The sequence below is a fragment of the Mycoplasmopsis canis PG 14 genome (assembly GCF_001553195.1).
In the GTDB taxonomy this organism is placed as follows: Bacteria; Bacillota_I; Bacilli_A; order Mycoplasmatales; family Metamycoplasmataceae; genus Mycoplasmopsis; species Mycoplasmopsis canis.
This window is the reverse complement of record NZ_CP014281.1, coordinates 1-23,852: the sequence shown is the minus strand read 5'-3', so window position 1 is coordinate 23,852 and position 23,852 is coordinate 1. Positions and strand designations below refer to the sequence as shown.

Below are 23,852 nucleotides of genomic sequence, written 5' to 3'. Positions count from 1 at the left end.
TTATTTACCTAAACAAAAGTTTTTAAACATTACATCAAGTAAGTCTTCTCTATTTGCATTTCCTTTAATATTTTGTAATGAATCTCAAGCATCATATAAATCAACAATTACAACATCAAAAGTCTCATAATTTTTAATTGAATTTTGGGCTTCTTTCAAAGAATTTAAAGAACCCTTAATCAAAGATAGTTGTCTTGTATTTGAAAATATTTTTTCATCCATAATATCAATATCTTTAAATTGCTCTACTAAAGCATCTTCTAATTCTTTAATATCATTTTTGAGTGCGGAAATGGAAACTAATGACTTATCATTTGAACTGACTAAGTCATTTTTATTATGTACTTTTATATAAAATTTATTCATTTTTTTCGCTTGATTTGAAATTAATTCATCATACTCATCATTTTCTTGAGTCGGATCAATTACATGAATAATTAAATCTGATAATTCTATTTGTTTTATTGATTTTTCAATACCTATTTTTTCAATTTTTTCTTCAGTTGTTCTTAAACCTGCGGTATCAACTAATTTAAATAATATTCCGTTAATTTGATATGATGCTTCGACTAAATCTCTTGTTGTACCTGCAATATCAGTAACTATTGCTTTTTCTTCAGAAAGCAACGCATTTAAAATGCTACTTTTACCAACGTTTGGTTTCCCTAGTATTGATACTCTAACACCTTCAAAAATGTATCTGCTATCTTCAGATACCTTTACTATTTGTTGTAATTTATTGATTAAATACTCCAATTTTTCAAGCATAATTTTATTATCGAGTTTTTCAACATCGTCATACTCTGGATAATCAATATTAACTTCAGCAATTCCTATCAATAATGCTATGTCATTAGATAGTTCATCAATTAAATCTGAAGTTTTCCCTTTAAAACGATTAACACTTGCATGTGCTTGTGTTATGGTTTTTGACATAATTAAATCATGAATAGCTTCAGCTTTAATTAAATCCATTTTCCCATTTAAAAACGCTCTTCTAGTAAATTCTCCTGGTTCTGCTAATCTGGCACCATGACTTAATAAGAGTTCTAAAATTTTGTTAGTAACCACAATTCCTCCGTGGCTATTAATTTCAATAATAGGTTCACCTACATAATTGTTAAAAACTAATTCTCCATTTTTTTCTTTACCTAAAAATCACATCACTAAAACTTCATCTATTAATGTGTCATTATCATAAATATGACCATAAGTTATGTTATGGTCAGTTCCTATTTTGCCCTTAAAAATTTTTTTAATTATTTTTAAGGCATCAGATCCAGCTAAACGAATTATTGAGATTGGTTGATTTATCCTTGAACCTGAGCTAATTGCAGCAATTGTATCATTCATAAAATAAATTATATATTGTTTATATTAAATATAAAAAAATAGTTTTATTCCACAAAGCATAAATTTAGTATTTTAGCACATTTGTGATAAAATTTAAAGCATGTCACTAGCAATTCAAATTTTTGGAATATTAGGTGCTATACTTGTTGCATCTTTAGGTATTCCTCAACTATTTAAAATAATTAAAGACAAAAAAACAGGAGATGTTAACTTTTTATCATTTTGAATTTTCCACACAGGTATTTTGTTATGAGTTCTTTGAACAGCATTTAGTGCAAACAATCATCATAACGTTTTAGCTGCTAATGGTATTACGTTAGTAACTGAGTCTGTGATGCTTTATTTAATGTATAAATATAAAATTGAGTTTGATAAAAAACAAAAATTAATTGGACAGAGTGCTGTAGCATTATATTTAATCTTAGGTTTAATCTTTATAGGATTACATATCGGTATCTATACAAGAGATAACTTAAAAAACTTAACATGACCATCAAGTGCCGAAACAACAATGGGATTTGTTTTTCCTGCCTTCACTACTTTAGCATTTTTACCTCAATTTATTCAATCTATTAAAACAAATAAATGAGGCGGATTATCATACGGGATGTTCATTATTTACATTACAAATAATTTTGTATGAATAATATGATGAGCATTATTAATTATTAGTTCAAGCCAAACTGCACAGGGTGTAGATATGTCATATGTAGGTGGTATAATTTGACAATTAATTTCATTTTCATTATTTTCAACTCAATTTGTTTTTACAATTAAAAACACAAAGAGATAGTATGCATTTTGCATGCTTTTTTTGTATAATTTAAATTATGAAAAAAGAAATATTTATTGCTGGTGGATGTTTTTGAGGAGTAGAAGCTTACTTTTCTAGATTAAAAGGTATTGAGGAATCAAGTTCATATTATATTAATGGTGGATTTGAAGGTGTTAGTTACAAAGAAGTTTGTACAACAACAAATCATGTTGAAGCAGTTAAAATTATTTATGATTCAAATGTTGTTTCAGAAAAAACTATTTGAGATTTATACTTAAATATTGTAGATCCATATTCATTAAACCAACAAGGAAACGATAAAGGTACACAATATAGAGTTGGTATTTATTCAAACGATAGTTCAGTTCTAAATGAATACAAAAAACTTAATGACGAGTTTGTTTCGAATGAAGGTAAGGAAAATTATCTAGAATTTTTACCTATCTCAGATGCTACAAAAGCTGAAGAATACCATCAAAAATACCTTGAGAAAAACCCGAACGGTTACTGTCACATTAATCTTTATTCTATTCCTGAAGAACTTCTTAAAGACCAGTATAAAAAATAAAATATGTGTATTCTGTTTGAATCACGCATTTTTAATCAATTTTAAACATAGATTTATATAATCAGAATAATAAAACTCGGACTAAACCGAGTTTTATTATTTGTTCATTAATTCTTCTTCTTTTTCTTTTGTTAATGAATTTATTTTTTCTATTAAGGCATCTACGTTTTTTTGGATTCTATCTAAATAATTTTTTTGCTCGTCTTCAGATAATTCTTCATCTGCCTTAATTGCTTTATTAACATCTTGTCTTGCGTTTCTAACACCAACTTTTGCTGCTTCAGATAACTTTCCAAGGTTTTTAATCATTTCTTTTCTTCTATCAGTTGTTAAAACTGGAAATGTAAGTCTTACTTGGTTTCCTTCATCAACTGGTAGTATTCCTAAATTTGCTTTTTCTAAAGCTTTTGTTATATCTTTTACTGATGTTATATCATAGGGTTTAATTAGTAATTGTTGTGGTTCAGGCACACTAATATTAGCTAATTCTTCTAATGGTGTTAATGCATCATAATAATTAACTTTTACACCTTTAATAATTTGCGGATTTGCGCGTCCTGTTGAAATTTTTGACATTTTAAATTTAAAATGACTAATAGATTTTTCGCTCTTATCCTCTAAATCTAATAAGTAAATATCGAATTCCATTATTTTACTACCTCTGTGTGTTTTATAGTTCCTTCTAATGCTTTTAAAATTGAGTTTTCTTCTAAAAGATTAAAAATTATTAAATTAATATTATTATCACGAGCCATACTTGTCGCAGTTAGATCCATGACTTGTAATTTCTTCTCAAGAATTTCATCATAAGTTATTTTATCATAACGTTTTGCATTTGGGTTTGTTTTAGGGTCTGCATTATAAACACCATCAGTTCCATTTTTCCCCATCAAAATTACTTCTGCACCTATTTCAGAAGCATATAAAGTTGAAGCTGTGTCAGTTGTGAAAAATGGTCTACCTGTTCCTCCAACAAATATAACAACTTCTCCGTCTTGTAAATATTTTAAAGTTTTTTCATTAACATAGTTTTCCGCTATTTTTGGGTCAAGTGCTAAAGAACTTTGCACTCTAGATTTAAGGCCCACAAGTTCAAATCCGCTTCTTAAGGCAAGACCATTCATTATAGTAGCTAACATACCTATATAATCTGCCCTATTTCTTGGAATACCATTTTTTTCAGCTGAAGCACCTCTTCAAAAATTTCCACCACCTATAACAATAGAAACTTGAATACCTTTATTTACTATATCCTTCAATTGCAGAGCAATCTTTTTAACTAATTCATTATCAATAGCTAAATGTTTTTCTTTATTAGCAAAACCTTCACCAGAAAGCTTAATTAAAATTCTTTTATACTTAATCATAAAAATTCCTATCTAAATTTTTTATACTTAATATTTTATATTAAAAAATAATAAAGTTATTGAAAATATATAAAAATGTATTATTTATTTCCAAATTTTCTTTCTGTACCTTTTACTAATCTTTTTATATTTTCTCTATGCGCAAATATAATCAATGAAGCATCAATACCAAAAATTAAAAGAGCAACTCAAAAGAATCCTAATTGAATTCCAGAAACTCAACCCAAAAAACCTTCACTAATTCATGGAATCGCTATAAATAAAGTCATTAGAAATGCAGTTGTAACACTAGCTAATGAAACATATCTTTTTCAAAACATAAGGCTAAAAAAGAAAATAGCTGCAATCGGCAATAAAATTATATTAATAGAAATTAAAAGACCAATTGAAGTAGCAACACCTTTCCCACCTTTGAATTTATAAAAGACAGGAAATATATTTCCAATAACAACTCCTAAACCACCTAATAATGGTATTAAAAACAATTTACCATTTAATAAACTTACTCCTTGTGTTATTTCTACAAAATCTTGTGTTATTGCACCATTTATTCAAATTGATATTAATCTGCATATTAAAACAACAAAAAAGGTTTTAAAAATATCGATTATTAGAATGTAAATTGCAGACTTTGAACCATAAACTCTTAATGAATTAGTTGCACCCGCATTTTTTGAATGAAATTCCCTCAAATCAGGTCTTTTAGTTAGTTTTCCATAAATAATTGAAGTATTTAAAGAACCCAAAATATAACCCAATAAAAAGAAACCTAAATTTAATAAAATTTCTAAAAAAATTGACATTTATTTCTCCTAATATATATAAAAAATATTATATAATTAAAATTATAATTATGAAAAAAGAAAAAAAATTTAATATTAAAATTGTCGAGTTACCCGAGAAGGTTTTAAGACAAAAATCTAGTGATATAACACTACCTTTAACTGAAGAAGACATTGAATTAGCAGAAAAAATGATTTATCATATTGACGATTCGCAAACCGAAAACACTGAATTTCGTCCTGGTGTGGGGGTTGCTGCAGTGCAATACGGAATACTTAAAAATGTTTTTTACGTTTTCTTACAGGACGGAGATAATAATGTCATTTTTAAAGATGTATTATTCAATCCAAAAGTTGTTTTTGCAAGCAAAACACAAGTGGCATTAAGTGAAGGAGAAGGGTGTTTAAGTGTACCTGAAGAATTGCCTAATCAAGAGGGCTTTATACATAGAAGTAAAAGATTAATTGTAGATGCTTATAGTTATAATGAACGTAAATTCATGAGAATTGAAGTAACAGATTATTTAGCAATTATCTTTCAACATGAATTAGATCACCTAAACGGTATGCTATTTATTGACAGAATTAACAAAAAAGATCCTTGAAGAAAAATTAAAGGTGCTAAATATTTATAGGAGTTTTTATGGAATCTATTAAAGAATTTTGAATAAATTTTGCAGAAACTTTAAAAAATGGTAGATCAGATATCTGAGTACCTATTGTTTTTATTGTTTTAATTGCTTTTGCTTTTTTAGTTGGTTTTATTTATAGACTTAAGTGAACTATTTTTAAGGTTGCATCGATAGTTTTAACTATGATCATAAGTGGAATTGCATATGCAATTTTAGTAAAAACAATTAAAAATAGTCAAGACCCTAATGTGCAATCAACAGAAGGGGCAATACCTTTTATTGTTTCGATAATTGCGTTGCTTTCTTATTGAACTATTAGAGGAATTTTCTTTACAATTAACGGAATTTTACATCTTATAGGAAAAGCAAGAAGAAAAGCTAAAATCAAAAAGTTAAAATTAATTAGAAGAATCATTTTTGGTGCAACAAATGCGGTTGCAACTATACCAGGCGCACTATTATTTTCTGATATATTATTAGTTTCATCTAAAAAAGAGTCAGGGTTTAAGTCAATGACAAGCACAATAGGCGTACAAGTAATGACATCAGGAAAAGGTGAATCTTTTGCTTCATTATTAACAAGAGTAGAAAATATCGAAAACTTAGCTAAAAATATTTCTAATGTTAAATTATTTGCTAGCAAATATTCTGAATTGACACCTGAAGAACAAGAACAATTCAAAGAAATGTTAAGTGATATTTCTTCATTAATAAATGATAAACGTGTATTTAAAGTTATAGCTCCTGTACTTAGACAAAAAGCAAAAGAAGCTAAGTTAGATGAACAAGTTAAAGATATAGTTGATAAAGCTATTTCAAGAATGAAGGCTGATAGACCCGAATACTTATTAGCAGATGATAAAGAAAAGAAAGAAATAGCTTCTAAATATATTAAAGAAAACATGGAAAAACTTTATAACGAAGCAAAAACACTTGATCCAGAAATAGAGGATAAAATTCAGTTAATTCAAGGAATTACTTCAAATCTTGAAAAAGATACAAAAAAAGCTATTGTAGATGAACTTGATCAAATAATTGATAATGAAGAATTGAGAAAACAAGTTGATATTAATCAAACATTTGATTCTTTATTAACATTTTTACAATCAAAAGCAAATAAAGAAAGTAGAGATGATAATCAATAATGTTTAAACCAAAAAATTCTGCTCAAGATTTAGAAATCAAAACAGCACAATATCAAATTAACCAAACTAAAATTCATGAGGATCCTAAAAAACAATTAAACCCTGCTACTTATACAGTTATTAAAAAAGAAAAAAGAATGAGAATTTTTTCTTCTATTTTTTGAGGAAGTATTTTCTTTTTTTCTATTATTGGAATCTTATTTAATGTTTTCTTTCATTTAGAATCAGAAAACAAAGGGATCGGTTTTTACATACTTCTTTCAATACCAACAATAATCTCATTTGGTTTTATGACTAAAAGTTTAATAAGAGTTTCAGGGTGAAAAAAAGCAGAAGCAAGTTATAGAGTTAGTTATAGCGCAGGTGATTCAGTATCAAGCTCAATGTTTGCTGAAATTTACCAATCATTAGTTCTTAAAAAATTAAGAATGACATGAGCATTAATTTTCTTTTTAACTTATTTCGGACTATTTAACATAATTATTTTATCCCTCAAAGATCAGGTGATTGAAGTAGGCACAAACTTCAACAACACAGAAGTTGCAAACGGTTTTAATATTCACTTTTTGATAGATTTTAAAAAGAGATTTGAAATCACATTTGGAAATGTAAATGTTTTATTAATTGTTAACGCAATTGTTATATTATCTTTTGTAGCAATATATGTTTTAATCCTTCTTTATGACAAAAAAAGAATTCAAGATATTTTAATGAATCTTGGTTCTACCGAAAACCAAACTGCTGTAAAAAATGCGGTTGAACTAAAAAGAAAATCTGAAAACAAAGCTTGAATAAGAACTTATATAGTTATTTTTGTTTTAGTTGTATTGATTCCTTTTGTGCTAATATTATTTTTAATATACAAAAAGTTTATAAGAAAGAAAGCGTAATGAATTTATTAGTTATTATTGAAGATAAATTTAAAGATGTTGAATTAGTTACTCCTTTAACAATTTTTAAAACATCAAGGCAATTTAATAAAATAGATTTTTTTAATCCAAACCTTAAAATAGCGACTGGTTCTGATGGATTTGCTAAAATCGAAAATATTTTAAACAACATCGATATAAATGATTATGACCTAATTTTTATCCCTGGCGGAAGCGGAGCTCAGTCATTAAGAAAAAATCAAGAGAGCTTAAAAATAATTAAAGAACATTTTAATTCAGGTAAGGGAATTATTGCTGTTTGTGATGCGCCAAATGTACTCAGCGAAAATAAAATTATAACAAACGAAAGTTTTTCTGGTTATCCAACTAATTGAAGTGTTGATTTTAGAAAAGAAAATTGAATCGATCAACTTGTAACATCTGAAAATAAAAAATTGATTACCGGTAATTCGCCTTTCTCATCAACAAAACTAGCTTTTTATGCGTTGATTCATTTATTTGGTTATCAAGTTGCACTAAGCACATATAAGATTTTTGCAGGCAAACCTAACGCAAAAGAAATTATTTTATAAAAAAGCATTTTCGTTAGCGAAAATGCTTTTTTATAAAATTTATTTAATTTTAACTAAGAATATATTCTTTTTACCTATATGTAGTAAAGCATATTTAGAATCTCATACTAAACTCTTAATAATAAAGGATTCTTCAATTGTATCTAAATTAAATTTTATTGAACCCTTTTCAATGAATTCTCTCGCTTCTCTTTTTGACTTCAAAATACCCTTTGATATTAGTTCATCAACTAAATTTTTGTTTTCATCTAAAACCAAAATCTTCATATCATTTTCTAGGTCAGTAATATCTTCGATACTTATGTCACTTAATTTTAAGTTTTTGTCAAAAAGAATGGATGATAAAGATTTTGCATTATTGGCTTCTTTTTCATTATGAACATTCTTTATAACTTCATATGCAAGGGTTTTTTGTCCTAGTCTAAGTTGTGGATTTTTATTGTGTTCTTGCACAATTTCTTTTATTTGATCTAATGATAAGAATGTTAGTCATTTTAGTAATTTTTCAATCTCTGAATCCGGTTGATTAAGAAGAAATTGATACATATCATATGGTTTAGTCATTTCTTTATCTAATCATAAACTACCACCACCTGTAGATTTTCCGAATTTATTACCATTAGCATCTGTTAGCAAGTTACATGTAAAAGCAAAAGCTTTGTGGTCATTACCTTCTTTTTTTGAAATAATTTCTAGCCCACTAGTGATATTCCCTCACTGATCTGAACCACCAAATTGACCATGAACATTCTTGTCTTTATATAACTTATAAAAATCTCATCCTTGAATTAATGTATAACTAAATTCAGTAAAACTCAATCCATTTTCTAATCTGGTTGCAATAGAATCTTTAGCAAGCATATATGACACATTTATACTTGTTCCTGCGTCTCTCAAGAATTCTAGAACATTCATTTCTTTATAAAATTCTAAATTATCAAAGACATCTAAACCATAACTTTTTAATTGATTTATAATGGCGTTTTTATTAATAAGAATACTCTCTTTATCTAGCAAAACTCTTTCTGATGATCTAAAAGTTGGGTCTCCTATCATTCCTGTAGCACCACCAACTAATGCCAAAACTTTAATACCTGCTTTTTTAAGTCTTAAAAGAGTTAAAATTTGAATAAAATTACCTAAGTGTAAGCTCTTAGCTGTCGGGTCAAAACCAGCATAAATAACAGCGTTTGAATCCATATTTTCAAATTTTTCTATGTTAGTTACGTCTTTTAAAATCCCTCTTTGTTTTAAATCTTCAATAATTTTCATATTTAAATTATAAAATCCTTTCCTATTTGAGATTCCTCTCCAAAAATTAAACCTTCTTTGTTTATTGAAAGAGTTTTGTACCCAGCTAACATACCAGGACTTTCTATGTCCATTATTTTTCCGTTTAACACTTTAGTTCCAGCAAATGTTACAGATCCTGGCAATGCCATTACAACCACTTTTCCGACTTCAGAATCTAATGTATTTGTTACTAAATCAAACTCTTTATTTCCATCATTTACAGTTATAATAAAAAGTTTATTTGATTTAGGATGCTCAATTCTTTTGGTAATTTTTACATAAATAAATTTTTGAGAAAATTCAAATACTAAGCCATTTTTCTCAGCTTCTTTTTTGATTAGATCCAAAGAATTTAAATCCGTTGTATAAAATTTTTTATTGTTTAAATTATATTTATCACTATTCAGCACATTAATACTTTGAATCCTTTTTTTATCATCAACAAAAAACACTAAATCATTTGATTTAACTATATTTTTTCCATTAATTCTTGAATCAACAAACACAATTGCTGAATTTTTAAAAAAGTTATTTATATTATTAACTATAATCATGTTTAAAATTATAACAAATTTTATATAATTAAAACCATGAAAGACTTAGCTATAGTAGTTGATTCAGCTTGTGGCCTTGATAAAAAGCAAGCAGAATTATATGGATATTATTTTTTACCCTTACAAATAGAAATTGATAACGTTACCTATAATGATGGTATTGATTTAACAGCTAAAAACTTTTTCGAAAAATTTAGCTTAAAAAGTGAAAATGTAAAAACTTCAGCAACACCTTTAGGGTACTCAAAGAACTTATTAGAACAACTTTCAAAAGAATACAAAAGAGTTGTTGTTTTTCCTATTTCGACAAAACTTTCAAGTCAATACAATTCTTTAAATTTAATTGCTCAAGATTTTGATAATGTTTTCATAGTTGAATCTGTTGATGTAGCACAAACTATCCTATTTAGAGTTGATAAGTTTTTAGAAACCTACAAAAAAGAAGGGTTTGAAAAAGCTTTCGAAATTAGTTCTAAATGAATTGATGATGAGATGGACATAACTTTATTACCTAAATATAATGATTATTTGGTTAAAGGTGGTAGATTATCAAAAAGCGCTGCTGCTTTAGCTAAATTATTACAGATTGTTCCTTTTATTAGGTTCACTAATGGGTCATTAGAAAAACAAGGAAAAGGAAGGGTTTTCAATAAATCGTTACAAAATGTTGTTGACGAAAAAATGCAGAATCAAAACGAAGAAGACCAAATCATTATCTTAGGTGAAAAAAATAGTGATGTTGAAGCTTTAATAACTTACATTCAATCCACTTATAAAATCCAAAGTTTTACTATGCCAATACCTAATGTTATATCTATCCACACAGGACCTGAAGCTGTTGTTATTATAAAAGGGCCTAAATTAAAAGATAAAATGGAAAAATATTTAAAATAATGAAAGAATACACATTAATAAAGGAATCTGAATTATTTAACGTAATTAATGAATGATTGCCAACAATTAATCAAATTAAAAAAATTTATTTAATTGGTGATTTAGGTTCAGGAAAAACAAGTTTTGTGAAGGAACTTGCAAAACAAATTGGTATAAAAGACAAAATAACTTCACCTTCTTTTAATTATATGAAGAATTACAATGGGCTAGTTCATATTGATTTATATAACTTTAGGGGTGATATAGATGAGTTTGAAGATTTTTTTGAAGATAACATAATAGCGTTTGAATGAGCAGATTTAGCTAAATTACCTTATAAATCATATATTTTAATTAACTGTAAATTAAACATAGATAACTCACATACTTATAGAATAGAGAAATTTTAATGAATATATTTTTAGATACTGCTACTAGTGATTTTATCCTTATTTTGTTTGATAACAACTTTAAGATAATGGACAAAATTTTTATTCAAGGATATAAAAAGAAAGTAGATTTAATAGTCGAACAATTTAAATTAATATTAGAAAGAAATAATTTACAGACTTCTAACATTCATTCCTTTTACACAAATCTTGGGCCTGGTTTTTTTACTGGTGTGAGAGCTTCGTTAATATATTTAAGAACTATTGCCTTATTTCAAAAACAGAAATTTTACACAACAAATTCATTTGAAATTCTAAAAATTGCTAATAATTTAAGTTGTGACATGATTTTAGATGCGCAAGGGGGTAAGGTATTTGTTTTAAAGTCCGAAGATTTCGGAAAAGATAATTATATAAATTTAGTATCAGTTCATGAAAACAATTTTTCAACCGCTTTTTCTATTAATTATGAATATTTAGTTGAAAATTTTGAGAAATTTAAGCATATTTTTAAAGAAGAAAAAAATCTTCTTGAAGTAACACCTTTTTATATTAAAAAACCACAAATAGGAGCTAAAAAATAATGAGAATTTTAGGTATAGAAACATCCCATGACGACACTTCTATTGCTATACTAGAAGATGGTGTGGTTTTAGAAATGTGGACATTTTCTCAAATTGATATTTTTAAAGAATTTGGGGGTACAATTCCTGAAATAGCATCTAGAGAACATGTTAAAAATATTTCTTTAATTCAAACTATGATTCAAGAAAAATATGATTTAAACACAATTGATTATATAGCATACACAAAAGAACCAGGCTTAATTGGGTCTTTACAAATTGGCTTTCTTTTTGCTAGCGCTCTTTCTTTAGTATTAAATAAACCCTTAATTCCAGTAAATCATTTGCAAGGACATTTTTTATCTTCTACACTTACTAATGAAATTACTTTTCCTGCTCTTTGTTTACTTGTTTCTGGAGGTCATACACAATTAATTTATGCTAAAAGTGTTAGTGATTTTGAAATTGTAGGGGAAACTTTGGATGATGCTGTAGGAGAGGCATTTGATAAAGTTTCAAGTAGGTTAGGCTTAGGGTTTCCTGGTGGCCCAATTATCGATAAGTTGTTTGATAATTATAAAGATGATGATTTTATTGAATTTACTAAACCTAAAACTGAAAATGAATTAGATTTTTCTTTTAGCGGGTTAAAAACTCAAGTTTTAAATATAATGAATCAAGCGAATATGAAAAATATATATATTGATAAAGTTAAAATTGCTGTAAGTTTTCAAAAAACAGCTGTAGATTACTTAATTTCAAAAACCAAACTTGCTTTAGCAAAATTTAATGTAAATTCATTAGTTTTGGGTGGTGGTGTGAGTGCGAATAAATTATTGAGAAATGAATTTATCAAACTACACGAAAACGCAATTATACCCGACTTAAAATATTCAACAGACAATGGGGCTATGATTGCTCAAACTGCTTATTTAAACTTAATAAAAAAGACTTTTTAAGCTATATAATATGCTTATAAGTCTTTTTTCTTTTGCTTACTAAATGGTAAAATTTTATTATGAATGAAACAAATATGATCGAGAAACAAATAAAAGAATTGGTTAAGAAAATCAATAAATGAAATTATGAGTATTATCAACTTTCCGAACCTTCCGTTTCTGATAATAAATATGATGTAGAATTAAGAAAATTAGAAGTGCTAGAAGCAAATTTTCCTGAATTTATTCAAGAAGATTCACCTACGAAAAAAGTGGGTGGTAACATTGTTAAAGAATTTAAAGAATACCAACACAAAAAACCTATGCTTTCTTTAGCTAAAGCTTATTCAAAGGAAGAATTACACAAATTTGTAACAGGCGTTTCAAAGCTGATTAATCGCAGTTTTACGTTTAGTTTAGAGCCTAAAATAGATGGTGCTTCTATTTCTTTACACTACGAAGACGGGGTGTTAATAAGAGCAGTTACAAGAGGTACTGGACTTATCGGAAGCGACTTAACAAATAATATAAAAGAAATAGATTCAATTCCTAAAATAATAGATTATAAACTACCATTAGAAGTTAGGGGAGAAGTATATTTACCCAAGTCTGAATTTAATAAAATTAATGAAAAAAGAATAAAAAATAATGAAAAACCTTTTGCAAACCCAAGAAATGCGGCTTCAGGGACTATCCAACAATTAGATAACACTTTCGTAAAAGAAAGAAAACTTTCATCAATTATTTATGATATCGTTGACCCTGAAACATTCGGTGTAAACAGTCAAACAGAGTCAATTTTAAAGTTGAAAAAATTAGGCTTCCCAACAAGCCCTTACATAAGAGAATCGCATAATTTTGAAGAAATATGAAATAATGTTTTGGAATTTGATAAACTAAAAAATTCATATGATTTTGATTGTGATGGTTTTGTTATAAAAGTTAATCAAATTAGATTGTGAGAAGATTTCGGGAAAACAGCGAAATTTCCTAAATATGCAATTGCATATAAATTCGAAACAGAGGAAACTAGTTCTATTATAAAAGAAATAATACCTACAGTAGGAAGAACAGGTAAAATTAGTTACATTGCTGAAATAGAACCTGTTGAATTAGCTCAAACAACAGTCAAAAGAGCCACACTTCATAATTACGAATTTATTAAAGAAATGAATATAAATATAGGCGATGAAGTAAACTTAATTAAATCCGGTGAAATAATACCTAAAATAACAGGTTTAAAAGAGAAAAATGTTGATGGATTTTTTCAAAAAACATTATTTTGCCCTAGTTGCAATAGTGAATTAATTCATTTGGGTGATCTTGTTGATCAATTTTGTGTAAATGAAGACTGTTCTGAAAAACAAATAAGAAAATTAATTCATTTTGCAAGTAAAAAAGCATTAAATATTGAAACGCTTGCTGAAAAAAATATTGCTTTATTTTACAACAATGGAATACTAAGCAATTTTCAAAGTTTATATAATTTACAAAAATACAGGGAAGTAGTATTATCTTGAGAGGGTTTTAAAGAAACTAAAATAGATAAAATACTTCTAGCTATTCAAAACAGTAAAAAAACTAAATTTTTAAATGTTCTTTATGGGATAGGAATAAAACATATTGGTTTAAAAGTAGCTGAAATAATTTCTGAAAAAGTGAATAATTTTAAAGAACTTTTAAATATTGATCTAAATGAATTAAGTGATATAAACACCATTGGTCCTTCAATTATTGAAGAATTGGATACTTTCAGAGTAAAAAACAAAGAGATGTTATTAGAATTGGATAATATATTTGAATACGAAAATAAAGTATATTTAAATGAAGGTATATTAAAAGGTGTTTCTATTGCTATAACAGGCAAATTGAGCAACCCTAGATTATATTATGAAAATTTAATAAAGGAAAATGGCGGGGTTTTTACTGATAATATAAACAAGAATTTAACTTATTTAGTAAGTAACGAAATAGGTAGCAGTTCAAAGACTATTAAGGCTCAAAAATTAGGGGTAAAAATCATAAATGAAAATGATTTAATAAACATTATAGAAAAAGGTTAATGATGAGAAAAATTAAAAATTTATTACTATTAACAAGTTTAGTTACAAGTTTGTCTATTGTTAGTTGTTCACCTTCAAATACACAGACAAGCAATAAAGTAGATAATAATAGTGATAACAAAGATAATAAAACTAAAAATACAAAAGAATTTGAAAAAGAACCAAAAGAAACAAATATACAAGATCCTGAAAATAAAAAGGATATAGAGAAAAAAGACTCTAAACCTCAAGTTCCTGTTGAAGTAGCAGAAAAACCAAACGATAAAACTTTAACAAATAAAGAAGGAGCTAATTCAGAAAACAATGAAATTCCTGACACTTCCGATAAAGATAAAAAAGAGGAAGAAATCCCGGATTCAGAAGAAGATAAAGAAAATAATAACGAAATATTTGAATTTCAAGACCCAGTGGCCTTAAGCAATGATACTCAACTAACTTCTCAAGGTAATATTAGCGATCCAAAAAGGATATTTGATAAAACTGATTTTCCTGAAAATGTTGTCTTAGAAAACAGTAATAATAACAAAATAATTATAGAAAGATACTTCGAAAACGAATTGGTAAAGGTTATTAAAACAGGTTTTATTGGTAATTTTACACAAGATTCTTTACCTATTTGATATACAAAAAATGATTTTTTAAGTCTTCCAAGATATTTCTTTAGAAATGTCCCGGATCTTCAAGTTAGATTTAAGGATAATCAAAATTTTATTAAATATGTAAGAAAAATAATGCCTATTGATATGGTTGACAACGAAATAACAAAAGAAAATGAAAACACAATAGTCATAAAGAAGGATTTAACAAACTTCACAAAACATAATTTCACAAAGAAGAAGTTATCTTTTAATATAAAAATTAGTTCAAGATACGATTCGCAAAATCAAATTCAAGAATACGAATTATTAAGAGTTAATATTGATTTAGAAAATATCGATAATGAATTTACTAATATACCCGGGAGTCCTTTTGTTGCTCAATTTAAAACTGAATTAGACCAAAATGTATTAACAACCAAAATTAAATTTACTAACAAAAATATTACATTCGATGCAAATGATATAAATAACAATATTTATGTAGATAAATATAATACATTAACTGATATTAGTTATTATGTTAATGAAGGACAAGACAAAAACTTTTCTTTGGGATTTGATAACCTTAAAAATTCTGTTTTTCCAAAAATTTCTTCTAATAACGAATTAAATAAAACTTTAAAATATTCAGAGAGATTGAATCCAACAAATAATAAAGAAAATATATTTAAGGATATAAGAAAAAGAGTATTTGTTGTAGGTGGTGGTACATCTACAATGTTATCTAAAGTTAAACCTAGCGACGATAATGATTATAGATATTACTTTATTACAAATAGACATGTTACTGATATTTTAGAAACACGTTGGAATGATAATAGAGTATTAAAAAAAATTATTATTCCTGATTTTGATGATAATAAAGTTTCGACTGCAAATAGCGATATTTCAATAAATGTTGAAAAAAGTTTTTTCCAATTTAATTTTTGGGAATCAAAAAACCAAACTTCCAGAAAGGGTATATTATTAAATGACGGAAGACAAAATGCAGATATATCCATTTCAATCATTGATATTAAGCCGATTTTAGATTTAGCTACTTCTACAAATAACACAAAAATAAAAGAATATTTTGAGAATTGAAAAGAATTAAAATCATTAAAATTGAGTAAAACTACAAAATATATAGATAGTAATTCGATTGTAAATTTATCTCTGGCCAGTTTCCCACAAGATCCGCATGCAGGTTTTAGTGGTAGAAGGTATAGAGAACACATTATAAATAGAATAGAAGAAATAACGCTAAGCGATCAAGCTCCAGAGTTCATAAAATACGGACATTTCAGAACTTTTGTTCAAAGTGATAGAAACGCTAATATCCAATTAGACTTGATATCTGGCGGGTCAGGAAGTGTTGTTTATGACAAAAACGGAGATATAGTTGCTTTATTTATGCAAAATATAGGTGATGATCAATATGGTTTTGGATTATTAGCTTCACACGAATACGATTATTTTGGTTATGAAACAAATAATAACCCTAATTCATTTAAAAATAAATTGTCAGAAGAAATTAAACGAAACCCTAATAAATTTGAAATGATTAATTTTTAGTAAAGATTTTAACTTTTTATACTGAATATCTTGGATTATACAAAAAATATCCTAGATATTTTTTATATAACGTTTTTTTCTTCCAAAAAAAAAAAAAAACATTAAAATATATATTGTTATGGATAAAGAGAAAAAGTTATTAGAAATTTCTTTCGGGAATAGAAAACAAATAAAAATACTTTTTTGAGGAATTTTATTTTTAATACTGGCTATACCTTTATTAAAAAGTAGCAAGATTGGTTCTGTGATTTTTTTTATACTATTTATCTCAAGGTTAATAACATACTTTAGAGTCAAAAAAAATAAAGAATTTGCACTTTTAACGGATAAAAGCATTAGCGGTAGTATAATAGTAAAAAGAAAAAGAAAGTATGAGTTTGAAAATTTTTTAATAAATTTAAATCAAATAACTAGCATTTCCATGTATAAAAATACAATTTATATCCAATATAAAAGTAATGAATTTTATTCTGAAAAAAAAGAAATACAACTTGATGATGTAAAATCTGCTTATTTTGTTAAAGAACAATTAGAAATTGCAAAAGACCTTTTTGGTTTATAAAAATGGTACTGTAGAATATTTTGTATAAATACAAACATACTCGATAAATCAGAGCTTCCACTGATTTATCGAGTATGTTTGTTTTTTTATTCTTCATCACACGCTATTTTATAAATTAAAAAATCTCCTATATTAAATATTTCATTATAAATATTTGTTATTTGGAGATTTACACAAAATTATCTACACTACCAAAATCAAAACCTTAATTTTTTTTAATTAATAGATCAATATCGGGATCAAAATATATGTTATTAGATATTTTGAATAAAATTTCTAATTCACTTTTTTAAACCAAAATATTTAAAATTGATATCAAAGACTTCCCGAGCTTATAATTTAGTTTTTTTAAGTACCAAATTAATTTTTTATTTTATTAAAAAATAATAACCCCTACCCAAAAACAGAAAAACTTAATTATTTTATGTGTTTTGGTAGGGGTTAATTAATTTGTTCCACTTAACTTAGATATTAAGTAATATTTCATACATAATGCGTTTTAGTTATTTTTAACAAAATTATTATAAAAAGATAAATCAACAATTAAATCGGATTTTTTTAATTTAGGAGTATAAATTATTTCTTTATTTTTAGGGATTATCACAACTTCTAATCATCTTTCAGATTTTGGTTCATTAGAAAAGTCGTAAGGTTCTTCTCAATTATTTCAACCTAAAAGAAAATCAGAAACTCTTATATTTGTTAAATGAATCTGAGTATCATTTTCTTTTGTGACCATTAAAGTTTCATATTTATCTTTGTAAACACGATATTTATCTTTTTTGGCTTCAAATATAAAGATGTTATTTTTAAGTAACACTTCTTCGAATGTTTTGTTTTCAAGAAAAGTTTCTTCAAAATCTTTTTTTGCTTTTTTAATTTCTAATTCTTTGTTAGAATTAGGATTTTTTAATCGTAAAATTGAATATCATTTTTCAAAAATAGTATTTAAATCTGATTCATTCTTTATAATAAAATGGTTATTATTTAAAAAATTATCATCTTTTTTAGCAACATTATAGTTTATTGAAGATAATAAGTAAGAATCAGATTGTTTAATGCCGAATTTTTTTCGTGATATTTCTACAACATCTTTAATCATTGATGTTTCAAAATTTATTATTTCTTTATTTTCAATAAAATATTTTTTGTTAAGCAAATTATAAAAATAATTATATCTTTGGCTTTTTGACTTGAAGAAAAAGATCTTTGTTTTAAATTTTTCTTCTTTCTCTAATACAAAAACATTTAAATACTGTGTATTGTTAATTATAACATTATTTTTAATCATAGGCTCATTAGAATTTGCGTCATTAAGAAAAACTCAGTTAAATTTTCCTTCGCTATCTTTTATCGCATAACGCATTTCATCAAAAAAATGAATATCATTCGATATTTTTAAATATAATCTTTTTTTGTCTAAAACTTCTTCAAGTTTTTTATTATTTAAAAATTTACTTTCAAATTCTTTTACTATTTCTTCTTTTGTTGGTCTATCTTTTATATTGGTTTTTGATAAAAGTTCATAAAACCTATCAATTACTAATTCATTAAACTCTTGCACACTATCTATGTAAGTATCAAAATAATATTTTCCAGTTGGTTTATGTTGAAAATAATTGAGATAGTTATCTTTCATTACTAAATCCAAAATAAATGTTGTATCTCTTTTAAAATTGTTTTCTTCATAATATTTTTCTAACAAGTATTGAAATTGACTATATCTATTTTGTTTAGTTTCATTATGAATATTGTTTGAATTAAAATTACAAGATGTAATAACTAAGGGCGAAGAAATAGCTAATATATTTAATAAGAATGTTATTTTTTTCATTTTTCCTCCAAATATTTTAGTGACTTACTAAAATTTTCACATTTTTCACATTTTAAATATTTCGGAAGTCATTTTAAAAAGGAATAAAAATAGCAGAATGTTTTATAGATGAAACCAACATAAAAATGGATAGTATTTAAATAAAAAAACACTGACTCAAAAAGGCCAGTGTTTCTAAAATGTAAATTCATGTACAAAAATTATTTCGTGTTTTTATTACCTATTTTTACATGAATATTATCGGAAAACATTGTATATTATCTCTTAATTTCTTTAAGACGAGCACTTTTACCCTTACGGTCTCTCATATAGAATAATCTTTTTCTACGAACTTTGTTTGAACGAATTACTTCTATATGTGCAATTAAAGGTGAATTAACAGGAAATGTTCTTTCAACTCCAACACCATATGAAATCTTTCTTACTGTAAAACTTTCTCTTGTTCCTGACTCTTTTTTAGAAATTACTAAACCTTCAAAAACCTGGATACGTTCTTTTTCACCTTCACGAATACGGACGTGAACTTTAACGTTGTCACCTGTTTGAAATTCAGGTAAATCTGTACGTAATTGTGGTTTTTCTACTAATTCTATTAATTTATTTCTCATTTTTTATCCTTTCAATTATATCTGGGCGATTTTTGAGAGTTTTTTCTCATTGCGCTTTCGTTTTTCATTCATTAATTTCTTTATGATTACCGTTAAAAAGTACTTCAGGTACTTTCATACCCTTATATTCTCTTGGTCTTGTATATTGAGGATAATCTAATAGACCCTTATTTTGAAATGAATCATATACATGTGATTCCTCTTTAATAACACCTGGAACTAACCTTATTATACTATCAGCCATAGCCATAGCAGGCAATTCACCACCTGTCAATACAAAATCACCAATAGATAATTCCGCATCAACAAGATCAACTATTCTTTCATCAAAACCTTCATATCTCCCACAAATAAATGTTATTTGTTCTTTAGAAGATAATTCATTAGCAATTTTTTGATCGAATTTCTTTCCTTGAGGGGAAACAAGTACCTTATATCCTCCTCTATTTCTTAAACTCTCAAGCGCTAAATCTATAGGTTCAATTTGTAATAATAACCCGTGTCCTCCACCATATATCTCATCATCAACTTTGCGGTGTTTATTTTTAGAAAAATCTCTAAAATCAATAACTTCAATATCAATTATATTTTTAGATATCGCTTTATTAATTACACTTTCTTCGATTAATGGTTTTATATAGTTAGGGAATATTGTTAAGAAATTAATTTTCATAGATAACTATTTTTGTTTTTTTAATAAATTTGCAACAGTGTCAGTTGGTTTAGCACCTTGTGAAAGTCATTTTTCTACAAGTTCTTTATTTAAAACAAGTTCTTTTGAGTTAGGGTTGTAGTGTCCTAAAGCTTCGATAAATTTTCCGTCACGAGGAGCTCTCGCATCAGCAGCAACAATTTTGTATACTGGTCTAAATTTGCTCCCCATTCTTCTTAATCTAATTTTTACCATTTGTCCTCCGTTGTGTCAAGTAAAAATGCTTGACACTTAATATTTTTATATATTATAAGAAATTTTTTTAAAATAAGAAATTTTTTTATAAAAAAGTGCATGTAAGCACCTTTTCATTTTTTAATAAACTTCTACTATTTCAATAACTTCTTTATCATTTATCCAAATAAAATCTCCAGGTCTTGCTTTCGAACTTTTCGAAATAGTTCTTTTACCATTTATTGTTACTACATTGTTTTCTAAAAACATTTTGCTTTGACCACCAGTTTCTACGATATTGCACATTTTTAAAACCTGAGAGATTTTTATGGATTCTGTTTTAATTGGTAGTTCCATTAATATCTCCTTATAGGTGTTAGAAGTTGAATATTATCATCACTATCTTCACCTTTTATATAAATTCTATCTTCATTATTTGTTATATGCAAATATATATATTCTGTGTTGAATGCACTTATAGCCTCTTTCACAAATTGTCAATCAATATCTATTTCAAAAGAATTTCCGCTATATTCTAGAGAAGTTGTGATAAATTCAGAAATACCAACCTCCGGTATTTCAAAAGTTGTTTTTATTTCATTTTCAGAAATAGAAAACTGTAATCTTCTAATTTTTTCTGAACTATAAAATATTGTTTTATTAATAATTTTAGAAAGCTCTTCTTTTTTTATTTTTATATTTTTTGTATTTTTAAATTTTATTAATCTATCTATATCAATATATTTTATATTGACAATGTAAGTAAAGATTATTGTATTTTCGTAACTTATACCAATTCTATTATTTTCGATAAATAAATTTATTTCGCTTGGCATATCTTTGTTATAAAGTTTTTTGAAATTTTTTACATCGATGTTTATATCCAAATTCGACTCTTGGCCTATATTCAACACATGTGTTGATAATCTATAAGTATCAGTTGAAGTAAATCTTATTTTATTACCTTCTGATCTAAGGTTTATAACTTTGGTAACTGGGTTATTAACTATATTATTAGATTTTTCATGGTTTAAGTTTGATGATATATATACATTATTTATAGCTTCATTTAAGTCTTTTGATTTAATCACAATTTTATTTTGAGGTATTGAAAAATTAAAATGACTATATTTAGTTTCGTCTAATAAAGTTAGTGTATACCTTGTCTTATTTTCAAATACTTCTAAAGAGTTTTCATTTTTTATAAATGTAATTTCTTTTTCAAACTTTTTAACAAGGTTTTTTAATATTGTTGTGTTTATTAATAAACTTCCTGTTTTTTCTAATTTGATTTCTTTTTCATCTATTTTTATTGTTTTTTTGGAAGCTATACTTGAATTACCAGCTATAAATGTAGCCTCTTCATTATTCAATTCTATATATATACCTCTAAAAAGCATATATGAATCATTTGAGTCAACAAACGTTGATAAAAACTCTATTATATTTTCTAATAAATTCTTAGAAATTGTAAATTTCATAATTCTCCTAATTAATAATGTTATTATGTTTGTGGAATTATGTTAATAACTTAGAAAACATTAAAAAAACCTATTTTTTTATATTTTTTTAACTTTTTAAAGTTATTAACATCTTAATATTTCTTCTTTTTCTTCTATTTACCTGTGTGTAACTTGTTCTTAATTTCATCTAAAGTTAATTTTAAAGATGAATCAGGTGTATCATTCTTGGATTTTTTTAGTGCATTCAATATAGTTGTGTGATCTTTGTTTAAATACTTGCCTATTTCAGTTGAAGACATATTTAATAAATTATCCATTAAAATTATTGCAATGTGTCTTGCTATAACTATTTCTTTTTTTCTTGTTTTACCCATTATTTCTCTTGTATTAACTTTGTAATAATTTGAAACAGCTTTAACAATTATTTCTGGGGTTGGAGCAATAAAGGAAGAAAAATAATCTTTAAAAATATTTTTTATAACACTAAAAACATAGTCAGCTTTTAATAAATCGTTTTTATAATACTTAACTTTTGTAACAGCGCCTAATAAAGCTCTAATTGAGGTTGAAAACTCCCTAACAAAAAAATCTTTTGATTCTTGATCAACAATATCAGAATTCACTCCGTTTTGTTCTAGCAAGAAATCCAATAAATCTTTATATTCTTTAATTTCCGGTTTTTTTATTTTTGTTAAAAACCCTGCCTGAAGTCTTGTATAGAGCCTATCTTCAAAATAAACTTTTAAATCTTTTAGATCCATTTCCGCCGAAATTATAGTTGGTTTGTTTTTTTGCATTCTTGCGTCAATGATTTGATAAATAAAGTTTTTTGTTTGTTTTTTTTGTCCTTCACCAAAGATTTGAAAATCATCAAACAAAAGAATGTCTACAGAGGTTAAATGACTTAATAACTTAGAAATATAATTTGTGTTATTATCTTGTAGTGCGCCTAATATTTTTTTGTTAAATATAATTGGGGTTATATAAATAGATTTTTTACCCATTTCATCAAATTTGTTACCAACAGCCTGTAATAAATGTGTTTTACCTATACCTGAAGGTCCTGAAATAAACAATATATTTAAATCGCTTTCTTGATTAACGATACTTTTGCAAATTTCGATAGATTCCTTATTAAATTCACTTTTTAAATAAGTATCAAAAGTGAATTTTTCTGAATACTCATTTTGAAAGAAGGATTTAACTTGCTTATTTATTTCTTTTTCATTGCTTAAATTCTTGTTATTTATGTTTTTTACTTCATCTTTATGGATTATTTTATATCTAACATCTTTACCAAAAATCTCTGAAATGGTTTTATCAATAATTTCTTTATAAAGAGAATTATAAACAGCTTCAGTGTTATCATAAAAATAATCAAATGTTAAAATAACTTCATTGTTGTTGAAATCGATTACATTAACATCTTTGAAAAAAGTTTTATAAATCATATTATCTGTTATTTCTGTCATAAAATACCTTTGTAACTCACTTGTTTTTATTGACAAATCAATGATTTTGTTTTTATCTTCTAAACTATTCATAACTATAATTTTATATTATATTTCTAGTAGAAATATTATTTTTAC

26 protein-coding genes are annotated in these 23,852 nt (G+C 25.9%); 13 read left to right on the top strand and 13 right to left on the bottom strand.

Annotation, left to right across the window (positions count from 1 at the left end; genetic code table 4):
* Complete coding sequence (gene mnmE, locus AXW82_RS00130; RefSeq protein ID WP_004794165.1) at positions 1 to 1,353, bottom strand: tRNA uridine-5-carboxymethylaminomethyl(34) synthesis GTPase MnmE; 1,353 nt, start codon at positions 1,351 to 1,353, stop codon at positions 1 to 3.
* 100 nt (positions 1,354 to 1,453) lie between these two features.
* Between mnmE and AXW82_RS00125 the strand changes: the two genes are divergently transcribed.
* Both AXW82_RS00125 and msrA read left to right on the top strand, forming a co-directional pair.
* Positions 1,454 to 2,146, top strand: coding sequence for a PQ-loop domain-containing transporter (locus AXW82_RS00125; protein ID WP_004794163.1), 693 nt, complete (start codon positions 1,454 to 1,456; stop codon positions 2,144 to 2,146).
* 37 nt (positions 2,147 to 2,183) lie between these two features.
* Complete coding sequence (gene msrA, locus AXW82_RS00120) at positions 2,184 to 2,696, top strand: peptide-methionine (S)-S-oxide reductase MsrA (RefSeq protein WP_004794162.1); 513 nt, start codon at positions 2,184 to 2,186, stop codon at positions 2,694 to 2,696.
* Positions 2,697 to 2,792: 96 nt separating this feature from the next.
* On the opposite strand, the gene frr is transcribed toward msrA, so the two are convergent.
* The 3 genes from frr to plsY form a co-directional block, all read right to left on the bottom strand.
* A complete protein-coding gene (gene frr, locus AXW82_RS00115) occupies positions 2,793 to 3,344 on the bottom strand; it encodes a ribosome recycling factor (protein WP_004794159.1) in 552 nt (183 codons plus the stop codon).
* Positions 3,344 to 4,063 (bottom strand): UMP kinase, encoded by a 720-nt coding sequence (pyrH, locus tag AXW82_RS00110; RefSeq protein WP_004794156.1) that lies wholly within the window; start codon positions 4,061 to 4,063, stop codon positions 3,344 to 3,346. The genes frr and pyrH overlap by 1 nt, the downstream gene beginning before the upstream one ends.
* An 80-nt stretch (positions 4,064 to 4,143) precedes the next feature.
* Positions 4,144 to 4,866 (bottom strand): glycerol-3-phosphate 1-O-acyltransferase PlsY, encoded by a 723-nt coding sequence (plsY, locus tag AXW82_RS00105; protein ID WP_004794155.1) that lies wholly within the window; start codon positions 4,864 to 4,866, stop codon positions 4,144 to 4,146.
* Between the two features lie 50 nt (positions 4,867 to 4,916).
* On the opposite strand from plsY, the gene def reads away from it, so the two are divergent.
* The 4 genes from def to AXW82_RS00085 are packed head-to-tail and all read left to right on the top strand — an operon-like array spanning position 4,917 to position 8,084.
* Entirely contained in the window at positions 4,917 to 5,480 is a 564-nt protein-coding gene (def, locus tag AXW82_RS00100) for a peptide deformylase (protein WP_044084295.1), read from the top strand.
* Positions 5,481 to 5,488: 8 nt separating this feature from the next.
* Complete coding sequence (locus AXW82_RS00095) at positions 5,489 to 6,622, top strand: hypothetical protein (RefSeq protein ID WP_004794151.1); 1,134 nt, start codon at positions 5,489 to 5,491, stop codon at positions 6,620 to 6,622.
* Positions 6,622 to 7,512: an MSC_0882 family membrane protein gene (locus tag AXW82_RS00090; RefSeq protein WP_004794150.1), complete on the top strand. Its 891-nt coding sequence runs from the start codon at positions 6,622 to 6,624 to the stop codon at positions 7,510 to 7,512. The genes AXW82_RS00095 and AXW82_RS00090 overlap by 1 nt, the downstream gene beginning before the upstream one ends.
* Complete coding sequence (locus tag AXW82_RS00085) at positions 7,512 to 8,084, top strand: DJ-1/PfpI family protein (protein ID WP_004794148.1); 573 nt, start codon at positions 7,512 to 7,514, stop codon at positions 8,082 to 8,084. Before AXW82_RS00090 ends, AXW82_RS00085 begins: the two co-directional genes overlap by 1 nt.
* 39 nt (positions 8,085 to 8,123) lie before the next feature.
* Here AXW82_RS00085 and tyrS read toward each other — a convergent pair whose 3' ends face one another.
* A complete protein-coding gene (gene tyrS / locus AXW82_RS00080; protein WP_004794145.1) occupies positions 8,124 to 9,356 on the bottom strand; it encodes a tyrosine--tRNA ligase in 1,233 nt (410 codons plus the stop codon).
* A 2-nt stretch (positions 9,357 to 9,358) separates the two neighbouring features.
* The gene (tapR, locus tag AXW82_RS00075) at positions 9,359 to 9,931 is read right to left on the bottom strand and encodes a TyrS-associated PheT N-terminal domain-related protein TapR (protein ID WP_004794143.1); all 573 of its coding nucleotides are present in this window, start codon (positions 9,929 to 9,931) and stop codon (positions 9,359 to 9,361) included.
* 36 nt (positions 9,932 to 9,967) lie between these two features.
* Here tapR and AXW82_RS00070 point away from each other — a divergent pair, with 36 nt between their 5' ends.
* The 7 genes from AXW82_RS00070 (at position 9,968) to AXW82_RS00040 (ending at position 17,472) form a co-directional block, all read left to right on the top strand.
* Positions 9,968 to 10,825: a DegV family protein gene (locus AXW82_RS00070; protein WP_004794141.1), complete on the top strand. Its 858-nt coding sequence runs from the start codon at positions 9,968 to 9,970 to the stop codon at positions 10,823 to 10,825.
* Positions 10,825 to 11,214 (top strand): tRNA (adenosine(37)-N6)-threonylcarbamoyltransferase complex ATPase subunit type 1 TsaE, encoded by a 390-nt coding sequence (gene tsaE, locus AXW82_RS00065; protein ID WP_004794138.1) that lies wholly within the window; start codon positions 10,825 to 10,827, stop codon positions 11,212 to 11,214. The genes AXW82_RS00070 and tsaE overlap by 1 nt, the downstream gene beginning before the upstream one ends.
* Positions 11,214 to 11,777 carry a hypothetical protein gene (locus AXW82_RS00060; RefSeq protein WP_004794136.1) on the top strand — a complete coding sequence of 188 codons (564 nt, stop codon included), beginning with the start codon at positions 11,214 to 11,216 and terminating at the stop codon, positions 11,775 to 11,777. Before tsaE ends, AXW82_RS00060 begins: the two co-directional genes overlap by 1 nt.
* Entirely contained in the window at positions 11,777 to 12,715 is a 939-nt protein-coding gene (gene tsaD, locus AXW82_RS00055) for a tRNA (adenosine(37)-N6)-threonylcarbamoyltransferase complex transferase subunit TsaD (protein ID WP_004794133.1), read from the top strand. The genes AXW82_RS00060 and tsaD overlap by 1 nt, the downstream gene beginning before the upstream one ends.
* A 59-nt stretch (positions 12,716 to 12,774) precedes the next feature.
* A complete protein-coding gene (gene ligA, locus AXW82_RS00050) occupies positions 12,775 to 14,757 on the top strand; it encodes an NAD-dependent DNA ligase LigA (protein ID WP_004794132.1) in 1,983 nt (660 codons plus the stop codon).
* Positions 14,757 to 16,910, top strand: coding sequence for a hypothetical protein (locus tag AXW82_RS00045; RefSeq protein ID WP_004794130.1), 2,154 nt, complete (start codon positions 14,757 to 14,759; stop codon positions 16,908 to 16,910). The genes ligA and AXW82_RS00045 overlap by 1 nt, the downstream gene beginning before the upstream one ends.
* Before the next feature lie 118 nt (positions 16,911 to 17,028).
* On the top strand, positions 17,029 to 17,472 hold the full coding sequence (locus tag AXW82_RS00040; protein WP_223212157.1) for a hypothetical protein: 444 nt from the start codon (positions 17,029 to 17,031) through the stop codon (positions 17,470 to 17,472).
* A 499-nt stretch (positions 17,473 to 17,971) separates the two neighbouring features.
* On the opposite strand, the gene AXW82_RS00035 is transcribed toward AXW82_RS00040, so the two are convergent.
* From AXW82_RS00035 to AXW82_RS00005, 7 genes are all read right to left on the bottom strand, one after another.
* On the bottom strand, positions 17,972 to 19,306 hold the full coding sequence (locus tag AXW82_RS00035; RefSeq protein ID WP_004794126.1) for a hypothetical protein: 1,335 nt from the start codon (positions 19,304 to 19,306) through the stop codon (positions 17,972 to 17,974).
* Between the two features lie 257 nt (positions 19,307 to 19,563).
* The gene (rplS, locus tag AXW82_RS00030) at positions 19,564 to 19,914 is read right to left on the bottom strand and encodes a 50S ribosomal protein L19 (protein ID WP_004794124.1); all 351 of its coding nucleotides are present in this window, start codon (positions 19,912 to 19,914) and stop codon (positions 19,564 to 19,566) included.
* Positions 19,904 to 20,587, bottom strand: coding sequence for a tRNA (guanosine(37)-N1)-methyltransferase TrmD (gene trmD, locus AXW82_RS00025; RefSeq protein ID WP_004794122.1), 684 nt, complete (start codon positions 20,585 to 20,587; stop codon positions 19,904 to 19,906). Before trmD ends, rplS begins: the two co-directional genes overlap by 11 nt.
* Positions 20,588 to 20,593: 6 nt before the next feature.
* Complete coding sequence (rpsP, locus tag AXW82_RS00020; RefSeq protein ID WP_004794119.1) at positions 20,594 to 20,821, bottom strand: 30S ribosomal protein S16; 228 nt, start codon at positions 20,819 to 20,821, stop codon at positions 20,594 to 20,596.
* A gap of 120 nt (positions 20,822 to 20,941) precedes the next feature.
* The gene (locus AXW82_RS00015; protein WP_004794118.1) at positions 20,942 to 21,157 is read right to left on the bottom strand and encodes an RNA-binding S4 domain-containing protein; all 216 of its coding nucleotides are present in this window, start codon (positions 21,155 to 21,157) and stop codon (positions 20,942 to 20,944) included.
* Positions 21,157 to 22,281, bottom strand: a complete 1,125-nt coding sequence (locus AXW82_RS00010; RefSeq protein WP_004794115.1) for a DNA polymerase III subunit beta — start codon at positions 22,279 to 22,281, stop codon at positions 21,157 to 21,159. Before AXW82_RS00010 ends, AXW82_RS00015 begins: the two co-directional genes overlap by 1 nt.
* Before the next feature lie 134 nt (positions 22,282 to 22,415).
* Positions 22,416 to 23,807, bottom strand: a complete 1,392-nt coding sequence (locus AXW82_RS00005; RefSeq protein WP_004794112.1) for a DnaA ATPase domain-containing protein — start codon at positions 23,805 to 23,807, stop codon at positions 22,416 to 22,418.
* Positions 23,808 to 23,852: the final 45 nt, after the last annotated feature.